General features: G+C 32.1%; 28 protein-coding genes and 1 pseudogene. 6 read left to right on the forward strand and 23 right to left on the reverse strand.

Features of this window, described 5'->3' with window-relative positions; translation table 11 throughout:
- Positions 1-136: 136 nt before the first annotated feature.
- The 6 genes from MKX31_RS11340 to MKX31_RS11365 all read right to left on the reverse strand — a co-directional run bounded on the left by MKX31_RS11340 (position 137) and on the right by MKX31_RS11365 (position 4,612).
- On the reverse strand, positions 137-952 hold the full coding sequence (locus tag MKX31_RS11340; RefSeq protein WP_098112145.1) for a YwqG family protein: 816 nt from the start codon (positions 950-952) through the stop codon (positions 137-139).
- 78 nt (positions 953-1,030) lie between these two features.
- Complete coding sequence (locus MKX31_RS11345) at positions 1,031-1,438, reverse strand: DnaJ family domain-containing protein (protein ID WP_078183532.1); 408 nt, start codon at positions 1,436-1,438, stop codon at positions 1,031-1,033.
- Between the two features lie 21 nt (positions 1,439-1,459).
- Positions 1,460-2,656 (reverse strand): alpha/beta hydrolase, encoded by a 1,197-nt coding sequence (locus MKX31_RS11350; RefSeq protein ID WP_262763263.1) that lies wholly within the window; start codon positions 2,654-2,656, stop codon positions 1,460-1,462.
- Positions 2,657-2,743: 87 nt separating this feature from the next.
- The gene (locus MKX31_RS11355) at positions 2,744-3,106 is read right to left on the reverse strand and encodes a hypothetical protein (protein WP_002127600.1); all 363 of its coding nucleotides are present in this window, start codon (positions 3,104-3,106) and stop codon (positions 2,744-2,746) included.
- Between the two features lie 270 nt (positions 3,107-3,376).
- Complete coding sequence (locus tag MKX31_RS11360) at positions 3,377-3,748, reverse strand: YxiJ-like family protein (protein ID WP_002127599.1); 372 nt, start codon at positions 3,746-3,748, stop codon at positions 3,377-3,379.
- Between the two features lie 12 nt (positions 3,749-3,760).
- Positions 3,761-4,612, reverse strand: coding sequence for a patatin-like phospholipase family protein (locus tag MKX31_RS11365; RefSeq protein WP_340980852.1), 852 nt, complete (start codon positions 4,610-4,612; stop codon positions 3,761-3,763).
- 179 nt (positions 4,613-4,791) lie between these two features.
- Between MKX31_RS11365 and MKX31_RS11370 the strand changes: the two genes are divergently transcribed.
- A complete protein-coding gene (locus MKX31_RS11370) occupies positions 4,792-5,169 on the forward strand; it encodes a PH domain-containing protein (RefSeq protein WP_002065713.1) in 378 nt (125 codons plus the stop codon).
- A 112-nt stretch (positions 5,170-5,281) separates the two neighbouring features.
- On the opposite strand, the pseudogene MKX31_RS11375 reads toward MKX31_RS11370, so the two are convergent.
- The 5 genes and pseudogenes from MKX31_RS11375 to MKX31_RS11395 form a co-directional block, all read right to left on the reverse strand.
- Positions 5,282-5,761 (reverse strand): annotated as a pseudogene (locus tag MKX31_RS11375) (GNAT family N-acetyltransferase); the annotation flags it as partial.
- Position 5,762: 1 nt separating this feature from the next.
- Positions 5,763-6,284, reverse strand: coding sequence for a YfiT family bacillithiol transferase (locus MKX31_RS11380; RefSeq protein WP_064475413.1), 522 nt, complete (start codon positions 6,282-6,284; stop codon positions 5,763-5,765).
- A gap of 17 nt (positions 6,285-6,301) precedes the next feature.
- A complete protein-coding gene (locus MKX31_RS11385; RefSeq protein WP_064475414.1) occupies positions 6,302-6,829 on the reverse strand; it encodes a GNAT family N-acetyltransferase in 528 nt (175 codons plus the stop codon).
- Between the two features lie 44 nt (positions 6,830-6,873).
- Positions 6,874-8,214, reverse strand: a complete 1,341-nt coding sequence (locus tag MKX31_RS11390; protein WP_088046687.1) for an FAD-dependent oxidoreductase — start codon at positions 8,212-8,214, stop codon at positions 6,874-6,876.
- 62 nt (positions 8,215-8,276) lie between these two features.
- Positions 8,277-9,056 (reverse strand): undecaprenyl-diphosphate phosphatase, encoded by a 780-nt coding sequence (locus MKX31_RS11395; RefSeq protein ID WP_088046686.1) that lies wholly within the window; start codon positions 9,054-9,056, stop codon positions 8,277-8,279.
- 132 nt (positions 9,057-9,188) lie between these two features.
- Here MKX31_RS11395 and MKX31_RS11400 point away from each other — a divergent pair, with 132 nt between their 5' ends.
- Positions 9,189-9,395 carry a hypothetical protein gene (locus MKX31_RS11400; protein WP_000267713.1) on the forward strand — a complete coding sequence of 69 codons (207 nt, stop codon included), beginning with the start codon at positions 9,189-9,191 and terminating at the stop codon, positions 9,393-9,395.
- Positions 9,396-9,448: 53 nt separating this feature from the next.
- Here the strand turns inward: MKX31_RS11400 and MKX31_RS11405 are convergent, their stop codons facing one another.
- The 4 genes from MKX31_RS11405 to MKX31_RS11420 form a co-directional block, all read right to left on the reverse strand.
- Entirely contained in the window at positions 9,449-9,829 is a 381-nt protein-coding gene (locus tag MKX31_RS11405) for a nucleotide excision repair endonuclease (protein ID WP_001048941.1), read from the reverse strand.
- A gap of 77 nt (positions 9,830-9,906) precedes the next feature.
- Positions 9,907-10,470 carry a GNAT family N-acetyltransferase gene (locus tag MKX31_RS11410; RefSeq protein ID WP_088046684.1) on the reverse strand — a complete coding sequence of 188 codons (564 nt, stop codon included), beginning with the start codon at positions 10,468-10,470 and terminating at the stop codon, positions 9,907-9,909.
- Positions 10,471-10,509: 39 nt separating this feature from the next.
- On the reverse strand, positions 10,510-11,082 hold the full coding sequence (locus tag MKX31_RS11415; RefSeq protein WP_064475419.1) for a hypothetical protein: 573 nt from the start codon (positions 11,080-11,082) through the stop codon (positions 10,510-10,512).
- Positions 11,083-11,156: 74 nt separating this feature from the next.
- Entirely contained in the window at positions 11,157-12,587 is a 1,431-nt protein-coding gene (locus MKX31_RS11420; RefSeq protein WP_088046683.1) for a PQQ-dependent sugar dehydrogenase, read from the reverse strand.
- A gap of 202 nt (positions 12,588-12,789) precedes the next feature.
- On the opposite strand from MKX31_RS11420, the gene MKX31_RS11425 reads away from it, so the two are divergent.
- Together MKX31_RS11425 and MKX31_RS11430 are read left to right on the forward strand one after the other, a co-directional pair.
- The gene (locus MKX31_RS11425; RefSeq protein WP_088046682.1) at positions 12,790-13,047 is read left to right on the forward strand and encodes a hypothetical protein; all 258 of its coding nucleotides are present in this window, start codon (positions 12,790-12,792) and stop codon (positions 13,045-13,047) included.
- 48 nt (positions 13,048-13,095) lie between these two features.
- Complete coding sequence (locus MKX31_RS11430; protein ID WP_088046681.1) at positions 13,096-13,545, forward strand: NUDIX hydrolase; 450 nt, start codon at positions 13,096-13,098, stop codon at positions 13,543-13,545.
- 441 nt (positions 13,546-13,986) lie between these two features.
- On the opposite strand, the gene MKX31_RS11435 is transcribed toward MKX31_RS11430, so the two are convergent.
- From MKX31_RS11435 to MKX31_RS11470, 8 genes are all read right to left on the reverse strand, one after another.
- Positions 13,987-14,175, reverse strand: coding sequence for a hypothetical protein (locus MKX31_RS11435; protein WP_048560902.1), 189 nt, complete (start codon positions 14,173-14,175; stop codon positions 13,987-13,989).
- Between the two features lie 16 nt (positions 14,176-14,191).
- The gene (locus MKX31_RS11440) at positions 14,192-14,869 is read right to left on the reverse strand and encodes a DNA alkylation repair protein (protein ID WP_064475423.1); all 678 of its coding nucleotides are present in this window, start codon (positions 14,867-14,869) and stop codon (positions 14,192-14,194) included.
- Between the two features lie 467 nt (positions 14,870-15,336).
- Positions 15,337-16,452, reverse strand: a complete 1,116-nt coding sequence (locus MKX31_RS11445) for an NAD(P)/FAD-dependent oxidoreductase (protein WP_000844362.1) — start codon at positions 16,450-16,452, stop codon at positions 15,337-15,339.
- A gap of 126 nt (positions 16,453-16,578) precedes the next feature.
- Entirely contained in the window at positions 16,579-17,232 is a 654-nt protein-coding gene (locus MKX31_RS11450) for a YdeI/OmpD-associated family protein (RefSeq protein ID WP_000022224.1), read from the reverse strand.
- A 153-nt stretch (positions 17,233-17,385) separates the two neighbouring features.
- The gene (locus MKX31_RS11455; RefSeq protein ID WP_098111186.1) at positions 17,386-18,156 is read right to left on the reverse strand and encodes an arylamine N-acetyltransferase family protein; all 771 of its coding nucleotides are present in this window, start codon (positions 18,154-18,156) and stop codon (positions 17,386-17,388) included.
- Between the two features lie 194 nt (positions 18,157-18,350).
- Positions 18,351-18,854, reverse strand: a complete 504-nt coding sequence (locus MKX31_RS11460) for a MepB family protein (protein WP_064475427.1) — start codon at positions 18,852-18,854, stop codon at positions 18,351-18,353.
- A gap of 102 nt (positions 18,855-18,956) precedes the next feature.
- Positions 18,957-19,328 (reverse strand): DUF4180 domain-containing protein, encoded by a 372-nt coding sequence (locus MKX31_RS11465; protein WP_064475428.1) that lies wholly within the window; start codon positions 19,326-19,328, stop codon positions 18,957-18,959.
- Between the two features lie 157 nt (positions 19,329-19,485).
- The gene (locus MKX31_RS11470) at positions 19,486-20,178 is read right to left on the reverse strand and encodes an HAD family hydrolase (RefSeq protein WP_242288816.1); all 693 of its coding nucleotides are present in this window, start codon (positions 20,176-20,178) and stop codon (positions 19,486-19,488) included.
- A gap of 445 nt (positions 20,179-20,623) precedes the next feature.
- On the opposite strand from MKX31_RS11470, the gene MKX31_RS11475 reads away from it, so the two are divergent.
- Positions 20,624-21,289, forward strand: a complete 666-nt coding sequence (locus MKX31_RS11475; protein ID WP_046959592.1) for a response regulator transcription factor — start codon at positions 20,624-20,626, stop codon at positions 21,287-21,289.
- The gene (locus MKX31_RS11480) at positions 21,282-22,757 is read left to right on the forward strand and encodes a sensor histidine kinase (protein ID WP_064475431.1); all 1,476 of its coding nucleotides are present in this window, start codon (positions 21,282-21,284) and stop codon (positions 22,755-22,757) included. Before MKX31_RS11475 ends, MKX31_RS11480 begins: the two co-directional genes overlap by 8 nt.
- Positions 22,758-22,908: the final 151 nt, after the last annotated feature.

Below are 22,908 nucleotides of genomic sequence, written 5' to 3' on the forward strand. Positions count from 1 at the left end.
TGTTGTTTTTGTTATTTACGCTTGACTTTCATTACACTCATTGTTCTAGTTAACATAACGTTTATTTTTAACATAAAAAAATCTCCCTCACCTTTAGGAAGATTTTTTAGCTTGCTAGTATTTCATTTATATATTTTTAATAACAATCCCAATTGTAAATAACATTGGAAAAATCTAGATTTAATAAATCTTCTTTCTTTATAAAGAAATTAGCAACACCAGAATCTCCCCACATAATATTTAATGAATCATCTGTATCAATTTGCAACAATAACATGTCATGTTGCTGGTATTTTTCTTCCCATTCCCTTGGATCTGTCTGTGTGAAAAATGGATAACCACCAATTTTATGCCCTTGATCTTTACATAAATCATCATACAGTTCGCCTAATTCTGTATGATTTTCTTCATCAACAATTTCTTCCCAATCAATTTCCTCACTAAACATCTTTTCAAATCGATAATCCCTTGATGTTACGGGTTGATAACCCAATTCAAACTTTAATTTCGCTGCTTCAGGTATGATAAAGTCCTCTAATTCTGAAGTGTTTAAATAACTAAAATCAGTAATAACCTTATTTAAATCTTCTATAACTGTAGAATAATAAATAATTCGAAAGTCTTTTTGGATTGTTGGATGATCAAAATCTGCTCCATAAAGTTCATCTTCAGCACTTACGAAAAACTGTAACATTCCCTTTTGAGGCATATATTCAACATGCGGCATTTCTTCAAAGTTTAACTGCGCAAGTAACATCATAGGTTGTCCATTTGAATCTTTAGGATGCTCTTGATCTATAGGTAAATACGGATAACCACCAAACTTACTATCAAAAAGCGTTGTCTCTGCTTTCGCTCCAGACACTTTAATATACGGCTTCACACTTTCTTCTAAAATACTACGATACTGCTCTAGTTCTTTCGGAATTTGAAGTTGATACGTATTCTTCATTACATTTGCCTCCCTTTAATAATGAATTGAAAATGCCTTACTTAATTATATAGCAAGAGATAGCTGCATTGAAAATCGTTAAATATCCGTTTTCATCCTCGTTTTTTGCGCACTTGGTGGACAAAGTAAATTATGTTCTAAAACTTTTTTATTAATAGTTCGAATTAAATCAGCTGCTTCTGCAGTATTTGTATTTTCTTTTATTCTCTCTTTTAAATCATCAATTTCTTTTGAAAGCTCAATCCACCTAGGTAAAACATGATTATTCTTTAGCGTTCTATACAGTTGCTTTTCAGGATTGTAAGAAAGATCATTATCAAGATTAAGAGGCTTCCCTTTACCGGGTAAATTATCAAAAGACCCTTTCTTTTCTGCTTCTTTAACGATAGAACTAATATGGTCCTCATACGTAAAGGACCAAACTTTCTCATCTTTTACTAATATCTCTTGCTTTTTTAGTTTTTTATCTAGTTCTTCTTGATTCATAGACTCTCTCTCCTTTTTAATTTAGGGTGTCGTTTTTGTAAGTTTTGATGCTTTCAATCCATCAAACAACTTTTCTCGCCACCAAACACCGTCATGTCCGCCTTGAAACTCTTCATAAGTAATTTGGTATCCTTTTTCTTTTAAAGCTTTATACAGGCGTCTATTAGCCGTTAAAAGAGGTTTGTTTTCAAGTTCTCCTGCTGCTATGTAAAAATGAGGTTGACTCGTATTAGAATCTATAGATGAAATTTGATTTTCAATCCAAGGAATTTGATTTTCATAACCATCCTTTTTCCAATGCACGGATCCAGACATTGACAACACGTTTCCGAAAACATGTGGATTTTGAAGCGCTGCATAAAAAGCTGCTAAGCCACCAAGACTGAAACCAGCAATTGTTGTATGATTCTTTTCTTGATATACGTGATACCTAGCTTGAATCCATGGAAGTAGTTCCTCCGTTAAAAATGTATTCATTTTATCGTTATAAGTTAGCTCTTCTAGTCGATCAACGGGTTCTATTGCAACAGCAATACAAGATGGGATTTCTTTTTCGTATATTAAATAATTGAGTGTTCTTGCGATTGAAAGGTTATTAATGAATGAATTCCCATCAAACACAATGAGAAGTTCTTGAAGATGTGAAGTGTGAGAATAGTCATGAGGCGTATAAATATAAATTTTACGTGTGTCATTTAAAATCGTACTATGAAAAGAATATGTTTCAATTTTTCCAGATGGATAATGATCTGAAGGAAAACAACTGCTATACTGTACTTCCATTCCTATGTTTAACACAGACGCTTTATTGGCATCTTCTCCAAATGTATTTTTATTAAATCGATCTAGTTGGTACTTTTCACTGCGCTTTATCCAATCATTTTCGAAAAAATCGTTTACTGAAAAATAGTACGTTGAAATAAAACTCTCATCCGTCCTAAACGTTACATACCAAATATCTTTCTGTAACAACCGTTGTAGTTGATTTACAGACAGATCCCAACCAGGAAAACTACCGAATACATAAACGTTTTCAGTTTTTTGATCCCCTAACCATATATACGTTATAAGCTTATACTGATTTTCTACAGGACATTGTTCTATTAGTGGCGTATTATTTGACTTTATTTCATGCAAAAAAGTATAAATTGCTTTCTCGTTTCCTTTTTTTAATTGATTATTAAGCTCCTCTAACTTAGGACTAATTATTGAAGTCACCCATCTGCCTCCTTTGTATTTCTTTCTTTTCACTAGATTGCTTTTATAAAATTTAGGATTAGTATGTTATGTATTTAGATGAGTTATTTATTTAGAAGGTTTATCAATTGCCTGAATAGAAAGTTCCAACGCTTTTATTCTTCTTTCTAAAAGTGTTCTTTGAGGACTACCAGCCTTAGACTTATCATAGGCTCTCTCAATTGATGGAAGCAAACCAGCAAGGATATTACGAGCTTCTGCTAACTCTTCTTGGCTATACCGATGACTTTCTTGATTCCACACGTTCTCTAACACTGCTAGCCCTATACAAACGGCTTTAAGCCTTTTTTTCACTAAGGTAGTATTTGCTCCCTTTTGAGTCATCTGTGAAAAAGCATTTTCAAGTTTACGAATTGTCGATTGTAAAGATTTTATTGATTCCAATTTATCTATATTTGACACGTTTTCCATGTTACTATTGTTCCTCCTGGCTTAACTTATTTAATACTGGATATAATAAGTACTTGATTTCACTCGAAATATTTTATCATAAATAACTTACTATATTCGAATTGGATAATGGATTAAAGGAAAACGGTATCTAAACGCCTCTCCCTCCTTTACATCATTCTATATGTACTTCTTTCTTCGTATTAGAATCCCTATATAAACAAGGTATTAAAATTGTATTTTTTATGAACAAAAAAACGCACAAGCAGCATAACTTGTACGTTTTTATTTTTATTCAGTAAGATAATACAGTAATAGTTTCCGGGCCTTCTCATAATTCATGAAATCTCTATACAAAATGGGATACTTCACAATTTCTGTTTCTATAAAACGATATTGCGGAAACCATTCAAAAAACGATTTCTTTAGCCACTTTATTTGATCAAACACAATCTCCTTTTCGTTGTTATTAAGTATGTAACTTAAAGTACCTGCTGTATGCATCCAATAATAATTTAAATCAGCGCTTATGCAATCATCTTCTGTAAACATATTATTAAAATCTTTTCGTATTTTTCGAAGGTCACAATTCGGAAACGGTTTAAGCAGCGGACTATGCATTTTCTGCAATTCATTAAAAATAACCTTTTTACCTAATAGCAACTTTCCACCCCTTTATTTCTCTATCCAATTTAATAATTTTTCATAATGATATTGAGCATCTGTATAGCCGAGATTATATAGGTTAACAAGTTTCTCTTTATTTCTTTCTATTCCGCTTATAGGAAGCTGTGCGCTTGGCTGAATTACATAAAAATTATCTTTGTGTTCGTTGTGATTCATATAAGATACAGTTTCATTATAAAAACGATAATGTTCTACTAAATGCTCTGCGATTTTTGGATATCTTCTATATAAAATTTTAGCTAGTCCAGAAAATTTATTACGCTGCTTCTCGTATCCTTCTGGCTTTGTCATTATAACAACGTTTTTTAAATAACCATCATTTTGCGCTTTAAGAACTGGAATAGGATCTATAATCCCTCCATCTAACAATTTTCGATTATCATATTCTACAGCAGGTGCTATAAACGGCACAGAGCTTGATGCACGAATAATTTTTAAAATATCATTTCCATGTTCTGTTTTATTATAATAAACTGCCTGTCCTGATTCACAATCAGTCGTTCCGATTACAAACTGTTCATTTGAATTTAGGAATGTTTGAAAATCAAACGGTACAATTTTGTTTGGTACTTCATCAAATAAAAAATCCATTCCAAATAATTCACGTTTTTGAATTAAGTTTCGATAAGATATATACCTGTGATCTGCTACTAGCTCTGTATTCACTTTTTTATTTCTTCCTTTTTGACGTGACAAATATGTTGCTCCCATACACGCTCCGGCGGATACACCGACTACATACGGAAAGAATAATTCCCTTTCCATAAAATATTCGAGTACTCCTGCAGTATATAATCCTTTCATTCCGCCGCCTTCTAATACTAAACCGATATTTTTCATGCTATATCCCTCTACTTCTGTTTTCTTAATTATATGTTAGCACAAGATTTTAGGATGAGGTTATATAAATTGGTTGCAATAATAACAAAAAACTATTGAAGCAATGTCATAATCTATTAGCCATTCGCATGGTACAATATAAGAAACTCATTCCACATATTATAAAGGAGGAATTTCATATGGGTTTATTTAGTGGTATTTTAGGAAATGCATCAAGTGCGAGTACAGAAAGCGTTGAACGTGATTTAGAAAAGATTATGCTAGACGATGAGAAAGTTGAGCATGCTTATAAATTAATTCGTGATTTAATCGTATTTACAAATCGTCGTCTTATTTTAGTAGATAAACAAGGAATATCAGGTAAAAAAACAGAGTATCATTCTATTCCTTATAAAAGCATTACACAATTTAGCATTGAAACAGCTGGGCATTTTGATTTAGATGCAGAGCTTAAAATTTGGGTATCTAGTATGGATGATCCAATTACGAAAGAATTTAAAGGTGACGATAGTATTTTAAGCATTCAAAAAGCGTTAGTAACATATACGACGAAATAACGCCTTTCCGCATATTTATTCATTATCGAAATTACTAACCCGAGTATTTCGGAAGAATATGCGTTGTTTTTGTATATTTAATCTAAAATAACATAAAAAGGTAAAGCGTATTTCAAATGCTTTTTTCTTTTTTGTAATAAATAAGTGTAGTTTTATCATTTAATTTCTTTATTACTTCTGTTCTTTTATACCCCATTTTTTCGTATAGAAAACAATTTCTTTCTTCTTCTAAAATCGTAGCAAGTTCAAAACTCCGTGCTTCTGGAAACATCTCTTCAATTAAAATAAGTACCTTCTGAGCGATTCCTTTCCCTTGATAGTTTGGATGAATAAACATTGGACTGATCCAAAATTTATAAGGTATTTCTTTTTGGGATATACAAATCGCTCCAACAAGTTTCGAATCTATTATCATCTTATAAAAATTACTGCTGGGATTATTTATTCTTAAAATAGTTTTTTCAATAGATTCATTTGCTGGATTTGTTTCATAGTCTTTATATTTATTTAATAAAGGACTAAATGAGTCTATTTGCATTTGAAATAAAACTGCTGCATCATTTTCTGTCGCTTTCTCTAATGTAATCTCCATGTTACCAATTTAGTCGCTTTCTTAATGAAGTTATATGCGCTGTATGATGACGTCCGTGCCATGCATAGAGTCCAATTGCAGCAGCAAGTTTTGTTTCACCAGTTTCCGGATGATTAAATGTCTTTTCTAGATGTTGTAGTTCTAGAGAATATAATAGGTTAACCCATCTTTTATGTAACGAATCTAACATTACTAGTGAAACGTCTACTGGTAATTTAGAATCAGGTAGTTCGGCCCACTTCTCTTCTTTATATGGTTTAATAGTTGGATTCTTTTCTGTTAGTGCTAATTTAAAGCGTATGTAGCTATTCATATGGCTATCAACAACGTGATGGACTACTTGACGAACTGTCCATCCACCAACTCGATACGGTGTGTCTAACTGCTTCTGATCTAAATCTTTAATTGCTTTTGCTAGTTCATTAGGTAAATCTTCAATTTCTTGAATCCATGTATCAATCATTTCTTCAGTTATAGGACGTTTGTATGTAAATTGCCCAATTGGATAACGTAAATCATTCATGTATAAGTCCCCCCTTATTATAAGCGTGAAGTATTTCTCCATATATAATGTACAAACTTCACATGTTCCCCGTTTAATTCTACAGATGTTGTATCTGCTTCGTTATGATAAGAAGAAAATCCGCTTTTTTCTAGTACAATTTGTGATGCGAGATTATTAATAGTTGTTTTAGCATGAATCTCATTAATTTCATTATTTTTCGCTACGTCTAAAACTAATTTTACAGCTGCTGTTGCAACTCCTTTTTTAGTAAACTTTTCTCCGACTCGATAACCTAACGAACTGCTCCGGAATTCCATATCTATATCTACTAAATTTATTCGTCCTACAATTTCTTTTTCTTCATTACGAATTAAATAAAAATAAGAATCTCCATCCGCTTGTTCTATTAATAAATCGTCTAATAGCTTTTGAAAATATTCAAAATCAAAATATTGCGAGCCACGATTTGGTACCATTGTTTCAAAAAAAGATTTATTCGTAAGTTCAAACGTAAATAAATCCTTCGCATCGTGTTTCTTTAATTGTTCTATGTATATTTTCATCTCGCTTACTCCTTCTATATATACTAACTGTTATATATTCTTTTTTAATCGATTATTTTCCTGCTATTTTTACGCTTCAGTAACACAGCAAGTAGTACTTTCGGATGAAATAGATGCAATGGACTACGAATTAAATTCATCACTCTTACTAATCGAATATAAACGTCAGAGTCAGTTGCAGATAGTTGATATATTTGTTTCGTATACCATAGCTGAAATTTTTGCTTTATCGTTAATTCTCTTTTTAGCTGAGGATGACGTGATATTTCCGTTGTAGTCATTTCCCAAGGGGTTTGTATGATATGAGCAGTCTCTTTATAAAACTGCTTTGTAAATGCTTTATCAAGCTTTTGTTTCCTTTGTAAAAGTAACTGCAATTGGTGAGCTTCTATAGCTGCAACTGAAACACCTTGCCCAAAAACAGGATCGAAACGACAATGTGCATCCCCAACTACTAACAATCTTTCGGGTAGATGATTCACTAAATCAAATCGCCTACGTACTTGATATGGAATTTTGTACGTTTTGATATTTGAAATTGCCTCAGCTTTATTTAGAAAATCTGTCACATTAGAAATTGATAAGTTTTCAGCAAAATCATAAAATCCATCATCTGTTTGTGGTGCTTTCTCATTTGCATATCCGCTGAAAGTAACAAAATAACGATTATCCTCAATCGTTTGAATAAGTACGCCATACGGATTGTCAGGGAAGCTTGGAGACATTAGCATATTACAGCAGTCTAATTTCTCATTTTCTTTAAGTTTAAACATTCTAGTTGCGTAAAATAAATCAATACGCACTTTCTCTTCTTGCACTTCAATATTGTATTCACGTAACCAAGCTATACTTTTTGAACCGAATCCACTCGCATCAACAACAATATCTGCTTGAATGTTTTCTTGTGTGCCAGTCTCTAAACATTTAGTTTTTACTGCACATACTTTGTTAAGCTTCCTATCTACTAATAACCCTTCAACTAATGTTCCAAATTTAATAGTAATATTTGAAATTTGATGTATTCGTTTTTGAATATGCCATTCAAGCAAATGCCTACTTTGTTGAATCATATGTACTTCTCCTGTGAATGGTTGTTTCCATAAACCAAATTGATGCCATTTTAAGTCACGAGTAAAGTTATTTATGATACTACCCGCTTCAATTAATTCATTAGTGATAGTAGGAAACAATTCCTCAATCGCTTTTTCTCCACCTTTCAATAACACATGAGGATGATTACTTTGTGGAACTCTTTTTCTTGAAGACTTTCCATCCCAGCTTTCACCAACTTCTATAATGATTACTTCTTTAAAAGTAGATGATAATGCTTTTGCTGCGAGTTTTCCTGCTATACTTCCTCCGATAACGATAGCCTTATTAAACATATTTGCCCCCTTAATGAAAAAAGACCCTGCCTTGTATGAATGAAACAGGATCTGTTACTAAATTAAAACACATGAGTATATTGCAACGTTAAAATTATAATGCCTAACCCCCATACGTAATACGCGAATACTTTTAATGAGTGACGTTTTAAATATTGAATCATCCATGAAACGGCTATGTAACCGAAAAACGCCGCTGATAACGTTCCGACAATTAAAGATGTACTAGAAATAGATTCTGCTTTCCCTTGATAAACATCTGCTAATTGCAAAATAATGGCTCCGACAATGGCTGGCGTTGATAATAAAAAAGAAAAGTAAGCAGCTGTTTCGCGGTCTAACTGCCTCCATAATGCAGCGACGATTGTCATACCAGAACGAGAAATCGCTGGGAAAATAGCAGCAGCTTGAAAGGAACCGATAATTAATGCATCTTTATATGTAATGTCATCCATTTTTTTACGACCATTTTTTTGTCTATCTGCCATGTAGAGAAAGAACCCTGTCACTAAAAACTCCCAACCAATCGTAATACCTGTTTTTGAAATATCCTCAAAGAAGTCTTTAAATAACAATCCGATTACAACTGCGGGTATCGTCCCAACAATAAGTAGTAACATTAGTTTTGAAAATGGATTTTTAATTAAATATATAAATTCTTTTTTGTAATAAATAAACACTGCAAGTAAAGTCCCAATATGCAGCATCGTATCTAAAAACAATCCTGCTTCATCTAATTGAAACAAATGCCTTCCTAAATAAAGATGACCTGTACTACTTATCGGTAAAAACTCTGTTAAACCTTGTATGATCCCTAATATAAAAGCTTCTAACCAATTCATGATGGTCCCCTTTCTCGTTTGCTTGTACCAATATATGAAGGTTAAATTTTCGATATGAAAAAAACTATATTTCTCTATGAATTTACTTTTATTTTATGGATATATATGTAAAAAGGAGTGAGGAGGGTTACTATGTGGCAACATACGAAATTCGGTAATGTATTACTGTGGGCAGGACCTATCCTTGTGTTTATAGGGTTATGTATGACAAATGTTATTTCTGATATTCCATTCTTTGAGGGAAAACATAAATCAATTGGAATTGTACTTATATGTATAGGTGTATGCTGTTTTATTGTTGCTAATCATTTAAAAAAAGGAGAAAAATATGAGGACTAAATTTAAATAAAAAAACAATCCCAGTATATGCGCTAGGATTGTTTTTTTGTTACTTATTTATAGAACACTTTATCAACGTTATATTTTGCTTTGTATTCATTAATGATATATGTTTCGTAAATTTCTCTTTCTGTTGGATCTTCTACGATACATGCATCGATGCGGTATACTTCATCACGGTGATTTTTAATTGGTGAAACATTGTCTTCAAAATGCTTCTTAATACGTTGTCTAATTTTACGAGCTTTACCTACGAAAAGAAGTTCGTCATTAATATTGTAAAACATAAAAATGCCGCCTTTATCTCTAGGGAACAAGTGGAAATCGATAAAACCATTAATTGGAGTGATTATTGGCTCGTCTCCTTTAATAACTTGTTTACGTTCAGTAATTGAAACATCAGCTTCAGGAATATTAATTTTAATCAAGTTCATTCACGTCCTCTTTTATTATAAAGATAAATAATAGCATACATATGTAAGAAAAGCTACGTTCAGAGGCATATTTCATTTTATAATTCAAATATTAAAGGTGTATCATGTAAACTCTTCTTCCAAATCATATGATCACTTGATTCTCCCCAATAATCCTTCAGTACATAACAAGGTTCTCCAAACTTCTTCGTCCATATACTTTGTGCTTTTTTGTATCCACTATCTAAACAGTATTCAGTTATTCCTCTGCTAAGTAACGTAATATACATAGCATTTAGTAATAAATTACCTATGCCCTTTCGTTGATATTCATGTCGTACAAATACAGTTCCTATTTCATATAAATCTTTAAACACACCACCTGTACAACTATGAATCAATGTACTTGCTGGACCGATTTCAATTGTTCCAATGATTTTATCGTTACTTGTATCAATTGCTAATAAAAAGTAACGACTTTCTCCATTACTCTCCAAATCATTTTTCAAATACTGTTTTTTCGTGTTAATTTCATTTTCTATGTCATCTAATAACTGTGATAACCCTTCATATTTAAATGTATCAGTAATAACAAGACGAAAAAACATATTCAGTTCATCTACATCATCCGAATTTGGTCTTCTAATTTTAACGTTATACACGACGTGAATCTCCAATCTTTAAAAATATATAAGAAATTGTTAAGACCATACTTTATATACTCTATTCAACATTATTCTACAAATGCCTGCATAGATCCAACAGTATAGAAAGCTCAGAATACATATTGATAGAATAATTTTCATATCAAAAGTTGTATGAACAGTAGGACCTAATACAGGAAATCGAAACACATTAAGAACAATCATAATTCCAATAACAAGACATAACGCGGAAAAGGAAACAATCCAAATCCTTCTCTTGAATTGTATAAAGGATACTCCTAACGCTATACCTAATAAACCTGTAGTAAAAGGAAAGACAATTAGTTCGCTTGGCTCAATAATAAATAATAGGAGAATAGTAAGAATGTAAGAAAGTATTCCCGTGCGAGTAGAATAACAAATAGCGAAAAATATAGGCAACGTCGCAAAAGGACTAATAAATAAGCCGATACCAGGGATTAAGTTCCCGGCAGATTGAAAAATAGCAGCAAGTGAACCAAGTAACGCTGTAATGACTAACCTCTTTGCTGGCGTCACCTTTCTTTTATGAACAAAATTCGCATCATGCGCGATCATCAGTTGATACCAATAGTTGCTAAAGTGATTCATCAAAATCCCCCTAAAGATATCTAATTATGCAATGGACGATTATATAATGAATGATTCTGAGAGTATGTATCATATTAAGGAACGATTTCAAAAATAGTACCTTTGTTAAAGTCTGTTACTTTCATAGAACCGTAAACTCCTAAATATAATCTAGTCTGATCTAAATTTGTTCCTAAACTCATATAATAAGCTGCCTGATCACCGAAATCATAATGGGTTTCAATAACATGAAAGTCAGTATTTTTACCATGCGTACCAGCTCTAGAATAAGCTAACGCACCCTTTACTGGAGACTGAGATTCTTCTTTCTTAGCAAGATCAGTAAACACGATACTACCCGTTAAACTAGGTATTGCAGTTCCCATATATGGCTGGACTCCTGTAAGTGAAGTTCCTCCAAATTTATCTGGTCTGGAATCTTTATGAAAATAACTGATTAGAGGCTGGATACGCTTCGCGGTTGTTTCTATTGTTTCATTATAATAAGCCATTGTTCTCTCTTCTAAAGTAGGATTCTCAGAACAGTGCCTTATAAAAGAAGTAGGTAATTCTCCTTCCCATCCTCTCCAACCGAAATTAATAAATCCATATTGATCAGGAGTATCTCTCATTAAATTGGTTTGAACAAGTTCGGTAACTGGTATTGGTTTGTATTGAACAAATGAAAAAATAGACTCTACTATATCTTGCCCGACGTTTCCGGCATATTTGATATATTGATTATAAAACCTTTGAAATGAAATACCTGTTATATTACGTACGCCTTTTGCAATTAATGTAAGAGTTTCTCGAATAGATAGAGGAAGTTCATTAAAACGTGTAACTACTGGAGGATTATTTATGGACGTATTTTTACTTACATCGATTTCAATTATTTTACCTGCTATTTCTAAATCATCCTGGCTTAATCTAAACGGATCATAGCCAGAACCACCATCTCCATTAGTAAAAACAAGTTTTCCAGTCTCAGGTGAAAAGTTTAAGCTATTTACGCCGTTATGATTAAAAAATGGCCTTTTTATATTAAGTAAAGTTCGTCGCTTTTGAGGTTGACCGTTTGATTGTAAAATCCATTCTTCAACTGTATCAATATGATCATATTGAGTATCTCTATTTGTCCACTTTAAATTTAAAGTTTTCGGATCACACGGATTGGGTTTAAATTGTTCTGAAAGCGCACCAGGTCCTTGAGTCCCGGCCATAGAATAATGAAGATAAAATAAGCCGTTATGATTAAATTGCGGATGAAACGCTAATCCCAGCAATCCGCGTTCATCATAACCGCTACTAGAAACACCTTCTTCAAATGTGCCTAATTTAATAATTCGGTGACGAATATTTAAAAATGCCTTTATAGCTCCGTCTCCTATGTAAAAAACCTCTCCTAATTGAGTTGCGATAAATAGCCTTTCAGTCGATTGACCTGGAAGTATTGCTGTTTTTATTACAGTTGGTAAATTTACTTTATGAACGATGGGCCGTAAACGAACCTTAACTTTTGTCAATTAACTGTACACCCCTTTTTATTCTTTTTAATAGAAGAATATGATTAGAGTAGTTCAATTAGTATCAAAACTATAGACGTGAAGTCGTAATATCTCTGTTCATACAAGTCTGTTTTCTACTTAGCATCAATTAACTTATATTCCTCTTTATTACATTTCTCGGTATAATATAAGTAGAAAATATAAATTAGGGGGACAATCCGTGGCAATCTTACTACAAATCATCGTACCACTTATATGTGCAATATACTTATTTACCCTCTATCGTAATAGTACTATTGGAAAAGCCACTTTTCTCTTAGCAGTCATAATAGGCATTTTCGGTATAGAAAATATTTTTCAATATGCTAGTTTAACAGATCATGCTGTTTATCCATATTGGGGGAGTTTGAAGGCCGTAATCTTTATTTTATCAGTTGTATTTTTATTCAAAAGAACACCCACTCCATATAATAATTAAAAATTATTCATGTTTATTTAAAGCTTATTTTCGGGAAGAGGTTATGCAATGAGAGCGCCATATCAAGTATTAATATTTCCTTATATAATAACTGATGATTCTATTCAATATGCTATTTTTAACCGAAGTGATTACGGTTATTGGCAAGGAATAGCTGGTGGTGGAGAAGATGGTGAGACTCCTATTGAATCAGCAAAACGAGAATCTTTTGAAGAGGCTGGTATTTTAAGAGAATATCCCTATATAAAATTAGATTCTGTTTCTTCACTACCAGTAGAGGATGTAGTTGGAGGATTTATTTGGGGAGAAGATGTTTATGTAATAAAAGAATTTACTTTTGGAGTTAAAGTTCCTACAAAAAACATTGCATTATCCAAAGAACACTTCAATTATAAATGGTTATGCTTTGAGGAAGCAGTAATGCTGTTGAAATGGGATAGTAACAAAACAGCATTATGGGAATTAAACAAAAGGTTATTAAAAGAATTAAAGTATTAGCTAACAAAGCCGTTAGTGCAACAAGAATTAAACAACTTCAAAAACCTTGCTGCATTGGGGGTATTTCCGAATTCTTAGGTTAATAGGCATGTGGCGGAACCCCAATTAGAATTTCTGAAAGTAGTTAATTTATCGCAACGAAAGATAAAAGCAATAAAAATGTAGGGGTTTGTGTAGCAATGGAACCAAATCACGCAATAAGCATTAGCGGACATTGTTTATGCATAAAAATCACCTTACCACTATTTTGTGAAAACTATATTCTAAGACATTTTTCAAACCAAAAACCCTTGATTTTCTACTCAACGTAGATAAATCAAGGGTTTCATTTATATTCTTTTGATTTATCTATTTTCATATAGATTATTGTTATCTGATCAGATATAAAGAGACTGATATAGTCAGTTGTATAAAATTTAGTTGTTTCACAGTTTCTTTGTATTATGAAACAAACTCACATTTCAAGGTATTTCGATTTACTATAATATATTTACCTGTTGATTTATTCATTACTTGAGACACTTCCTTGGTATGTGTTACCTCAAACCAATCATTTTGTATATCCACCAATAATTTTATTTCCACATCACTTTTTCCATATTTTAAACCACTATAAGATACTTTCGTCATTGTGATCGTCCCTTTCTTAATGATTATAATCATTTCGTCGTTTGTTAACTTCAATCGTAATGAACTCCGGCAAATAGCTGGGAGTACATCCTTTTGCTACTATTACATCTTTGTAAAGACCTGTTTTCTCACCAAGTTTAATACAACGTGCACGATTCTTTTCATCATAAACGCCTATCCAGCCTGCGGTGAAGTTCATAGCCCATTGAACTTCCGGTTCTTCCTGCGTAATATTAGCTTCTAATGCAGATAGCAAGTCTGCGGTGTTATCAGGCGGTGTTTGTCCAGTCCATCTCAATCGCCCTTGATAATACCAAAAAGCTCGCCTTTGAAGAGCAGAAGGACTACTTTCCCATGACTCCATTAATGCAATTTTCTTCTTGTCTTTGGTGAGCTGATTAGCCATTAACCAATCCATTAAGTTATTTCGCTCATCAAAAGTGTGAGTCTGCATATCCTTATCAAGCTTATTTAGCACATCTTGTGAAAGAAGTTTTTTGTCCATAATTAAGATTGCTAATAGCCTGGGCAAAAACTCTTCGGTTGACCAAAGTTCCATAGCTATTACGTGATCTTTTTTAATGTCCTTCGCGATTTTTCGTAAGTCGCCTAGCTTAGTTTTACTATTGATCTGAGATAGAATGTTTTCTGCTTTTGAAGAGCGTTTTATTTCTGTATCTTTTTTTTCATTCATTTTATACAACTCCTTTATTTAAGCACTGTTTCATAATATATCCTTGACGGGATATATCAAGAACTTAATTTCATCATAAGTCTTATTGCAAACGTTTTTCCATTTTTCAGGAAAATCGTCTCCTTAATTTGATGACGATGTATGGTGACCCCTAATAATTAAGAAAAAGCTGATTTTATATATGGAAATAAATATAAGTCTATGACCTATTTTTACACGTATCTCGGCTGTACCCAATTATATTATCTCGCCCACTTTTTCATCTAAATATTTCAAAGACTCTTCCATTTTATCTTTTTTATATAAATTTCGCGATTAAAATCAATTGTCTTCAATTAACATAACCATCTTATCTGTAGTCAACGATGCATAATTTTTTTATGGGAGTAATTAAAAATATTAGCTTGATGGGTATGTCGTGCTACCCCAAATAAAAAAGATTAGGAGCGAATCCTAATCTTTTTTTATTATTCAATTGCACCCGCAACGTCATAATCGTTTAAATCTAATTCAATTGTTTGTCCGAGTGCTAGTTTAGCTAACTCTGACCCTAAATATGGACCGGCAGTTAAACCTGAAGCACCTAATCCGTTCGCAATGAGAATACCTTCAAAGTTAGGCAGTGGTCCAATAACAGGTAAGAATCCTGGTGTAAATGGTCTAAATCCAACTCTCGTTTCAAGCATAGTACCATCTTCTAAACCAGGCGCAACTGTTAATGCTTTATGAAATACTTCATGTAAACCACCTGCTGTTACACGATGATCGAAGCCAGTTTCGTTTTCATGGGTAGCTCCAATTACGACATGACCATTGTCAAATGTTAAAATGTATTGATCGTTTGGCGGCATAACAACTGGCATATTTTCTGTTGCTGTATTTTCAATTTGTAAATGAACAATTTGTCCTTTTTGGAATGTAACTAAGAAATTAATTCCTAATGGATTCAAGATTTCATTCGCCCATGCGCCTGCAGTTACAATTACCTTTTCTGCTACAATTGTTTCGTCGTTTACTGTAACTCCAGTAATACGATTCCCTTCACGAACTAATATAGCATCTCCTTTTATAAACGTAGCACCATGTTTTTTCGCAGCACTTATTAATGCGTTACGTAATGATCTTCCGTTTACTCGTGCAGCGCCACTAATATGAACAGAACTGTATTCTTCTGATAATGCTGGGAATAATTTTTTCGTTTCTTCAGCTGATAAACGTGTAATTTCTCCAATCTCTGGTGCATCTTCACGTCGTTTATAAGCGCGTTCTTCCATTTGATCTAGTTTTTTCTCGTCAGTATGTAAACTAATTGCACCTACACGGTTGTAACCTGTATCCGTTTCACCGTCTTCTTCTAATTGTTGGATTAACGAAGAATAGTAACGTGCACCGCCTTTAACGATTTTATACCATGCTTTATTACGACGCTGTGAAAGCCAAGGACATACAATACCAGCCGCTGCATCAGTTGCTTGACCTAATTGTTGGCGATCCACGATAGTAACGTTCGCACCTGCTTTAGCAAGATGATAAGCAGTAGACGCTCCTAAAATCCCAGCTCCAACTACAATATACGATTTCATTTCAAACACCTTTTCTCTTTTGCTAATTATTTAAATATAAGAACATACTTTAGTATACTGAAAGGAATTCTTTTTTCAATGTGCTAAGTGTAATTAATTGTTGCATCATTGTGACTTTCCTTATCGTTATTGTTTCTTCTTACGGAATAATTCAATTGTTTTATAGCCTTGTGAAAGGATTTCAATCATTTTCTCAAGACGTTTATCGCGTGTTTTTTCTTGTTTTACAGAAAACAAATTACGTGCCCAATCTTTTTGATATCCAGGTGTTAAACTTTGATAAAACGTAAGTTCATTTGGATGATTAGCCAATAATGCTTCAACATCTTTAATACGATCTGCATAATCGGCAACACATTGACTCATAGTAGGCGTTTTCTTCTCTTTTTTCTTTTCACGCTTTAAGCCTACAACAGTAAAGACATCGTCCATACTTACCATTCGTGCAAATTTAATATCACTCTGTCCTACATACCCATCTTCGCCAACGCTTAATGCAGGAAACATCTCATCACGGTGAATAAACGTACTGTAACGAGAATTACCTTTTTTCGGATATGCGAAGAATATGTAGCCTTTTTCAATTAGTAATTCTTCATTATTAATAATATAATTCGTTTGTTTCACCATCTCATCAAGTGTTTCTACAAAAATAAAAATAGCATCGTGTTCTTTTGAAAATGCAGTTTCTTTCCCTGTAAAAATGTCATAATCACTAGGTTCATGAATTACGACCATATTTGTATACTTATTAAGTTTCAATTTATCAATAATTGACATGAAAATCTTCCTTTACATTCAAAATCATTATTTATAATTTTCCATACTGTTCTAGTGTATTATATCTAATTAGAAAATCAAACTTTAATAGTAGTTTTAAAATAAAGTTAATAAAATAGCCGATTCTGTGTAAGAACCGGCTAGCTATTCGTTTCATGACAACTGAATAGCAAATAAAGTATTTAATAGCTCTCTATATTGTTCTTCTGTAATTTCACGTTTCGTTTTTTCCCCATGAATCATTTCAGTTAAACTAGTATTCGTTAAAGAAACATGGCCAAAGTCCGTCAATTTAACTGCAATTGGTCCTTTATTGAAAATAGATTTCTCATCTTCTATTACTCTTCTTTGAACCTCATTTACTACTGCCTCATCAATGATACAATTATAAAAAGCATGACAAACTTTCCACTCTCTGTTCGTATCTTTTCTTTCTAGAATGTAATTTCCTTTACTCGTATCTTTTTGTCTCACTCGATACGTACCATTTTTAGAGGAAATAGACTCACCGGTAAAAGGTACAGGGACCAGAGGTACTAAAGAAGCAATACCTACATCAATTAAGTATCGTTCGTTAGCATACTTTAGAATAATCGTTATATGTCCATCCTCAAGTGCCCATGCGTTGATTTCATTTTTATATACGGTTCCAAGTGCAAGTTGTACATCATAACCACAATCTTTTAAAAAGTAGTAAAACAGAGTATTTAATTCATAACAAAGCCCGCCGCGGGATGTAGTTAAAATTTTATTCTGTAAATTTTCCATAGTAATTGTATTCGCATTACGTGCTATAACATCTAAATTCTCAAATGGTATAGTGTGTGCAAATGCAAAGAGAATTGTATTTAATTCTTCAAACTTTACTTCCGCACGTTTTTCAAGGTTCAATCTTGTAAAAAGCTGATCTTGTAATCTTGTCATATACAGCACCCCTAAATAAGTTATAAGTTAAAATAGTATATGCTGATTGTAATTTTGATGGGGTACTGAAACAATGTACATTTCGTTTAACTGTACCGGTACAAAAAAAATCATAAGATAACTGAATATGAGAATTCAAATAAAAGACATCATACTTTGGGATACGGCAACAAATTCACATACAAAACTAAAAGCTACGAATACAAAGTTAATAGTTTGTCTATAGGTAAATTATTAGGATTGCTTAAATCAACAAAATATTGAAGTTGCCACATTTGGCTCTTTTTCGCTTGATTGCTAACAGGAGTATCCCAAAGCGGATAAATCCTCATAGCCATCTTTCCTTTTTGACTTTGCGTTTTCAATATTTTTTCTTTAAGTAGAATTTCTTTAGGGAAAATAAATTGCCCTAGTTTATTATCATTAATACAAGTGATAACTAATAAGTCAGGAGCAGCGTCATAAGAGAACGCTTGATTTTGCATATTTGCATCTTTTTCCCAAAAAGAAACAAATTGACCAATTTTATTAGGCGTAATTTTTGATACTCTAAAACGGATAGTTTTCTTATTTAAGTGAAATAAACATCCTACATATTCTGCGTTTTGCTTTTCTTCTATTAGATCCGTAATCATTAAATTGTTAGGTTTGTAAACTAAGTTGTTTAAATTTCGGATTGTGTCATTAAAATTGTTCAAGAAAATTCCCCCTTTATTCACCTCTTAGTTTATCACAAACATCAGTTCTTATATGCTGTAGATAATATGTGACGTGAAAAAGAGGGATATTTTACTGAGGTATTATTGCTTTAATGTACTTAGTTTTTCAATTGCTTGTTGTTCAGTTGCTAAGTAAAAAATATCTTTACCTTTATTACATTCATAAATAAAATCCTTTAAGCTTTTACTAGTATACATAGAGAAATCTCCAATGATAGCAATCTTTACCTTGTAGTTTATAAACTTTTGAAGAATATCACCCGCAAGCCGTGTTTTTAAGTCAAAGAAGCTTTCGCTTATTAATGATTTGTCGATAATAATATGTTTCGCATCGACCTCATATTGAACTGTTGCCATAAAATCCAATGCCGTTTGAACATCGGATATTAGTACTTTTTCATTTCTTATGACCGCAATGTTTATTCCGTCAATTACTACTTTCTTTATTTCCATAGTATCACTCCTCCATAATTTTCATATCATGCTTTGTTAGTTCATTTGAAAATACTAATATTGGTAGCGGAAAGAGATTTAAGTGTCTGTGTCTGTTTATTTTTATTTTTTATATTACGGTGAATGAAATCCTTTTAATGATCACTCCATAGCATTTTCACTTATTATAAAAATATTGTGGAGTAATGTAACTTAATAAACTATCAAAAGTATCAATCTCAGAATACGGTTTTATTTCAGTCCTATTTGTGATTCTATGAGGATTAAACCATATTCCATTTATATTTGCATTTTGACAACCAGCAATATCCTTTTCTAAGTCATCCCCAACAAATAAAGTATTTTTCGGCTGTACATTTAGCTTATTTAACGCTAGTTCGAATATACGTTTATCAGGTTTACTCAATCCTACTTCTTCAAAAATAATAATCGTATCAAAGTAATTGTTTAAATTCGTGTTAATTATTTTAGCTTTTTGTCTATGCGTTGAGCCATTTGTTATAATTCCAATTTTAAAGTGCCTCTTTATATGATTTAAGAAATGAATAGTATTTTGGTCTATTGAAAAACATTTAGGGAAATTTTCATTCCAAAAATCTTGGATATAATTGTGTGGCAATCTATATTTCGGCGCGAATTCATTAAATAATGATTCTAAAACTATCGTTTTATCACTAATGCCGTATTCCCTTTTATCGTATTCTTTGAATTTCTGTAACATATTGTTTTTGACTGTATCACTAACATCCTCATAACACTTTTCTAAAACAAATAAAAACAATTTATCTACTGCCTTATCCCTATCAAGTAACGTATCATCTAAATCAAACAGCATCGCTTTATAACCCATCAAATAATTTCACAACCTTTCTCACATGATTTAATAATCCCTTGTTCGCACCTTGGGCCTTTACTAAATTAGCAAAAAAACTACAAAGTTTGTGGCGTACGCTCTAGAATTTCGCTGGCTTCTTTTATATTTAAATTCATCTCCCTTTCTCCTTCTAGTAAAGTATCGAAAGTATATTTTCAAACAGTTAAAAAACTACATACAATTTACATTATTATACATTAGTTTTTTTGTAAATATTATCGTTCAGCTTTTTATATGATAAGTTTTTTCAAGCACGCAAATATTTCTCCATAAAAAAGGAATATGGGTAATAATACTTTTTTATGGAGAATACAGAATCTTGAAAATGGAGTTAATACGTTAAACGTCCTATGAAGTTTCCTACTGTATCTCCACATAAACTACAGATAGTACGGCTATAATGACTACCAGAGGTGATATTATGAAAAACTATCATATCCTCGTGGTTGAGGACGATCAAGAAATTCAGGAATTAATTAAACAATTTTTAATGACACAACAGTATACAGTGGTAGTTGCTTCAGATGGACTAGAGGGTATGACACAATTTAATAAGCAATCCTTTGATTTAGTTCTTCTAGATGTAATGATGCCCAATCTTAATGGATTTGAAGTTGCTAAAATGATTCGAAGTCAGTCAAACATACCAATTATTATGCTAACTGCGTTAGAAGAAGAGGAAGATCAAATGAAAGGGTTCGATCTTGGGATTGATGATTATATAACAAAACCCTTTTCGTTTCATGTTTTGATTAGACGAGTCGAAGCTGTACTTAGAAGAAGTTATGATAAAAATGTAAATAATCATTTGGTATTTAAAGAAGTGCGCATTGATGTTGATGCATATAGAGTATATGTAACTGATGTTGAAATTTTGTTAACGACAAAAGAGTTCGAAATTCTACAACTACTATTTCAAAATGAAAGAAAAGTACTTACAAGAGAAAATATCGTAGAAAAAGTTTGGGGATACGATTATTTTGGAGAAACACGAATAATAGATACGCATATTAAAAATCTACGTAAAAAACTAGCCATCCCCTATATTAAAACAATAAAGGGTATTGGGTATAAAATTGATGAATAGCATTGTAAAAATCATGAAGATGAAGCAAATTACTTATAAACTCTTTATGACTACATCTCTCATTTTGTTATCCTTTGCAGTGTTGATTTATTTAACTTTATATTTCTTTCTCCCTACGTTTTATGAGCAATACAAAACAGATCAACTTCAAACAGGGATAAAAGAAATAATTGATAAGTCCAAAGATCTTACGTTTCAAGATGCGATACCACTTTTTGATGAATACGCAAAAAAAAATAACGCGATGCTTTCGCTTCAAAATAAAGAAGGAATAATTATTTACTCGCCTTCATTTTCTTTTATTCAAAGTGGTACACAAACAACAGTAGTTACTAAAGCAGCACGATTTGAGAATGCAGGTACCATTAGCAATTCATATAATGTTACGGAACCAATTCAATTCCAAGATGGTAGTTTAACGCTTGTAGTGTTCGCAACATTTCAACCGATTGATGAAGCTTCGCAAGTATTAGTGCGTTTTCTCCCCTATATTAGTATCATTGTGATCGTAATTGGTATAGGGAGTGCTTATTTCTATTCCAGGTTTATTACAAAGCCACTTATTTATATTAATGAGGGTGCACAAAAGATGGCAAATTTAGATTTCTCCGAAAAAATTGAGGTTCGTTCTACAGATGAGTTAGGAGAATTATCTAATAGTTTGAATGACATGTCTATTAACTTACAACAAGCTATGTTTGATTTAAAAAAAGCAAATGAACAATTAAAAAATGATATTGAAAAAGAAAGAGAAATAGAAACAAAACGCAGAGAGTTTTTTGCAATTGTAGCACATGAATTAAAGTCCCCTCTTACTGTAATGAAAGGATACTTAGAAGGGATGATATACAATATTGGCCCTTATCAAAATCGTGATCAATATTTAAAGAAAAATCATCAAATTATTGAAAGTATGGAACAACTAGTTCGTGAAATTTTAAGTATGTCAAAGTTAGAACAACACACTTTTAAACTAAAAATAGAAGAAATTAATCTTTCAAAGTTAATAGGTACAATCACAAAAGATCTCGAATTTTTCGCTTCTCAAAAAAGCATCCAAATAATAAAAGAAATTGACTCTGACCTTTCTGTTTATACAGATCGTGTTCTTTTTGAAAAAGCATGTAAAAATATTATCCATAATGCAGTTATGTATTCACCACATAATGAAAAAGTCTATATAAAGTTAAGTAAGGATTCTAAACAAGGTCAAATTAAAATGCAAATTATAAATACAGGTATCAATATTAAAGATGAAGATATACAACAAATTTTCAAACCATTTTATCGAATTGAAAAATCTCGGAATCGAAATACCGGAGGAAGTGGTTTAGGTCTATATATTGTTAAACAAATTCTTGAAAGACTAGATATAAAGTATTCAATAAAAAATATGGAACATAGTGTGCAATTTAGCATGCGTATTCCATTATCTAAACACAAAAACAAACAAACTCGTCCTATTTAAAGGAGAGTTTGTTTGTTTTTGTAGTAAGTATAAACTTATTAACAGGCTTTTGATTTAATGATATATGCTACTTCTTAAATTGCGATTGTCATAAGTAGTGACAAACTGTATCCAACTTAAATATTCACCTTCTACTATAACAGCAAAAAAA

This window comes from Bacillus sp. FSL M8-0063, assembly GCF_038005545.1.
In the GTDB taxonomy this organism is placed as follows: domain Bacteria; phylum Bacillota; class Bacilli; order Bacillales; family Bacillaceae_G; genus Bacillus_A; species Bacillus_A wiedmannii.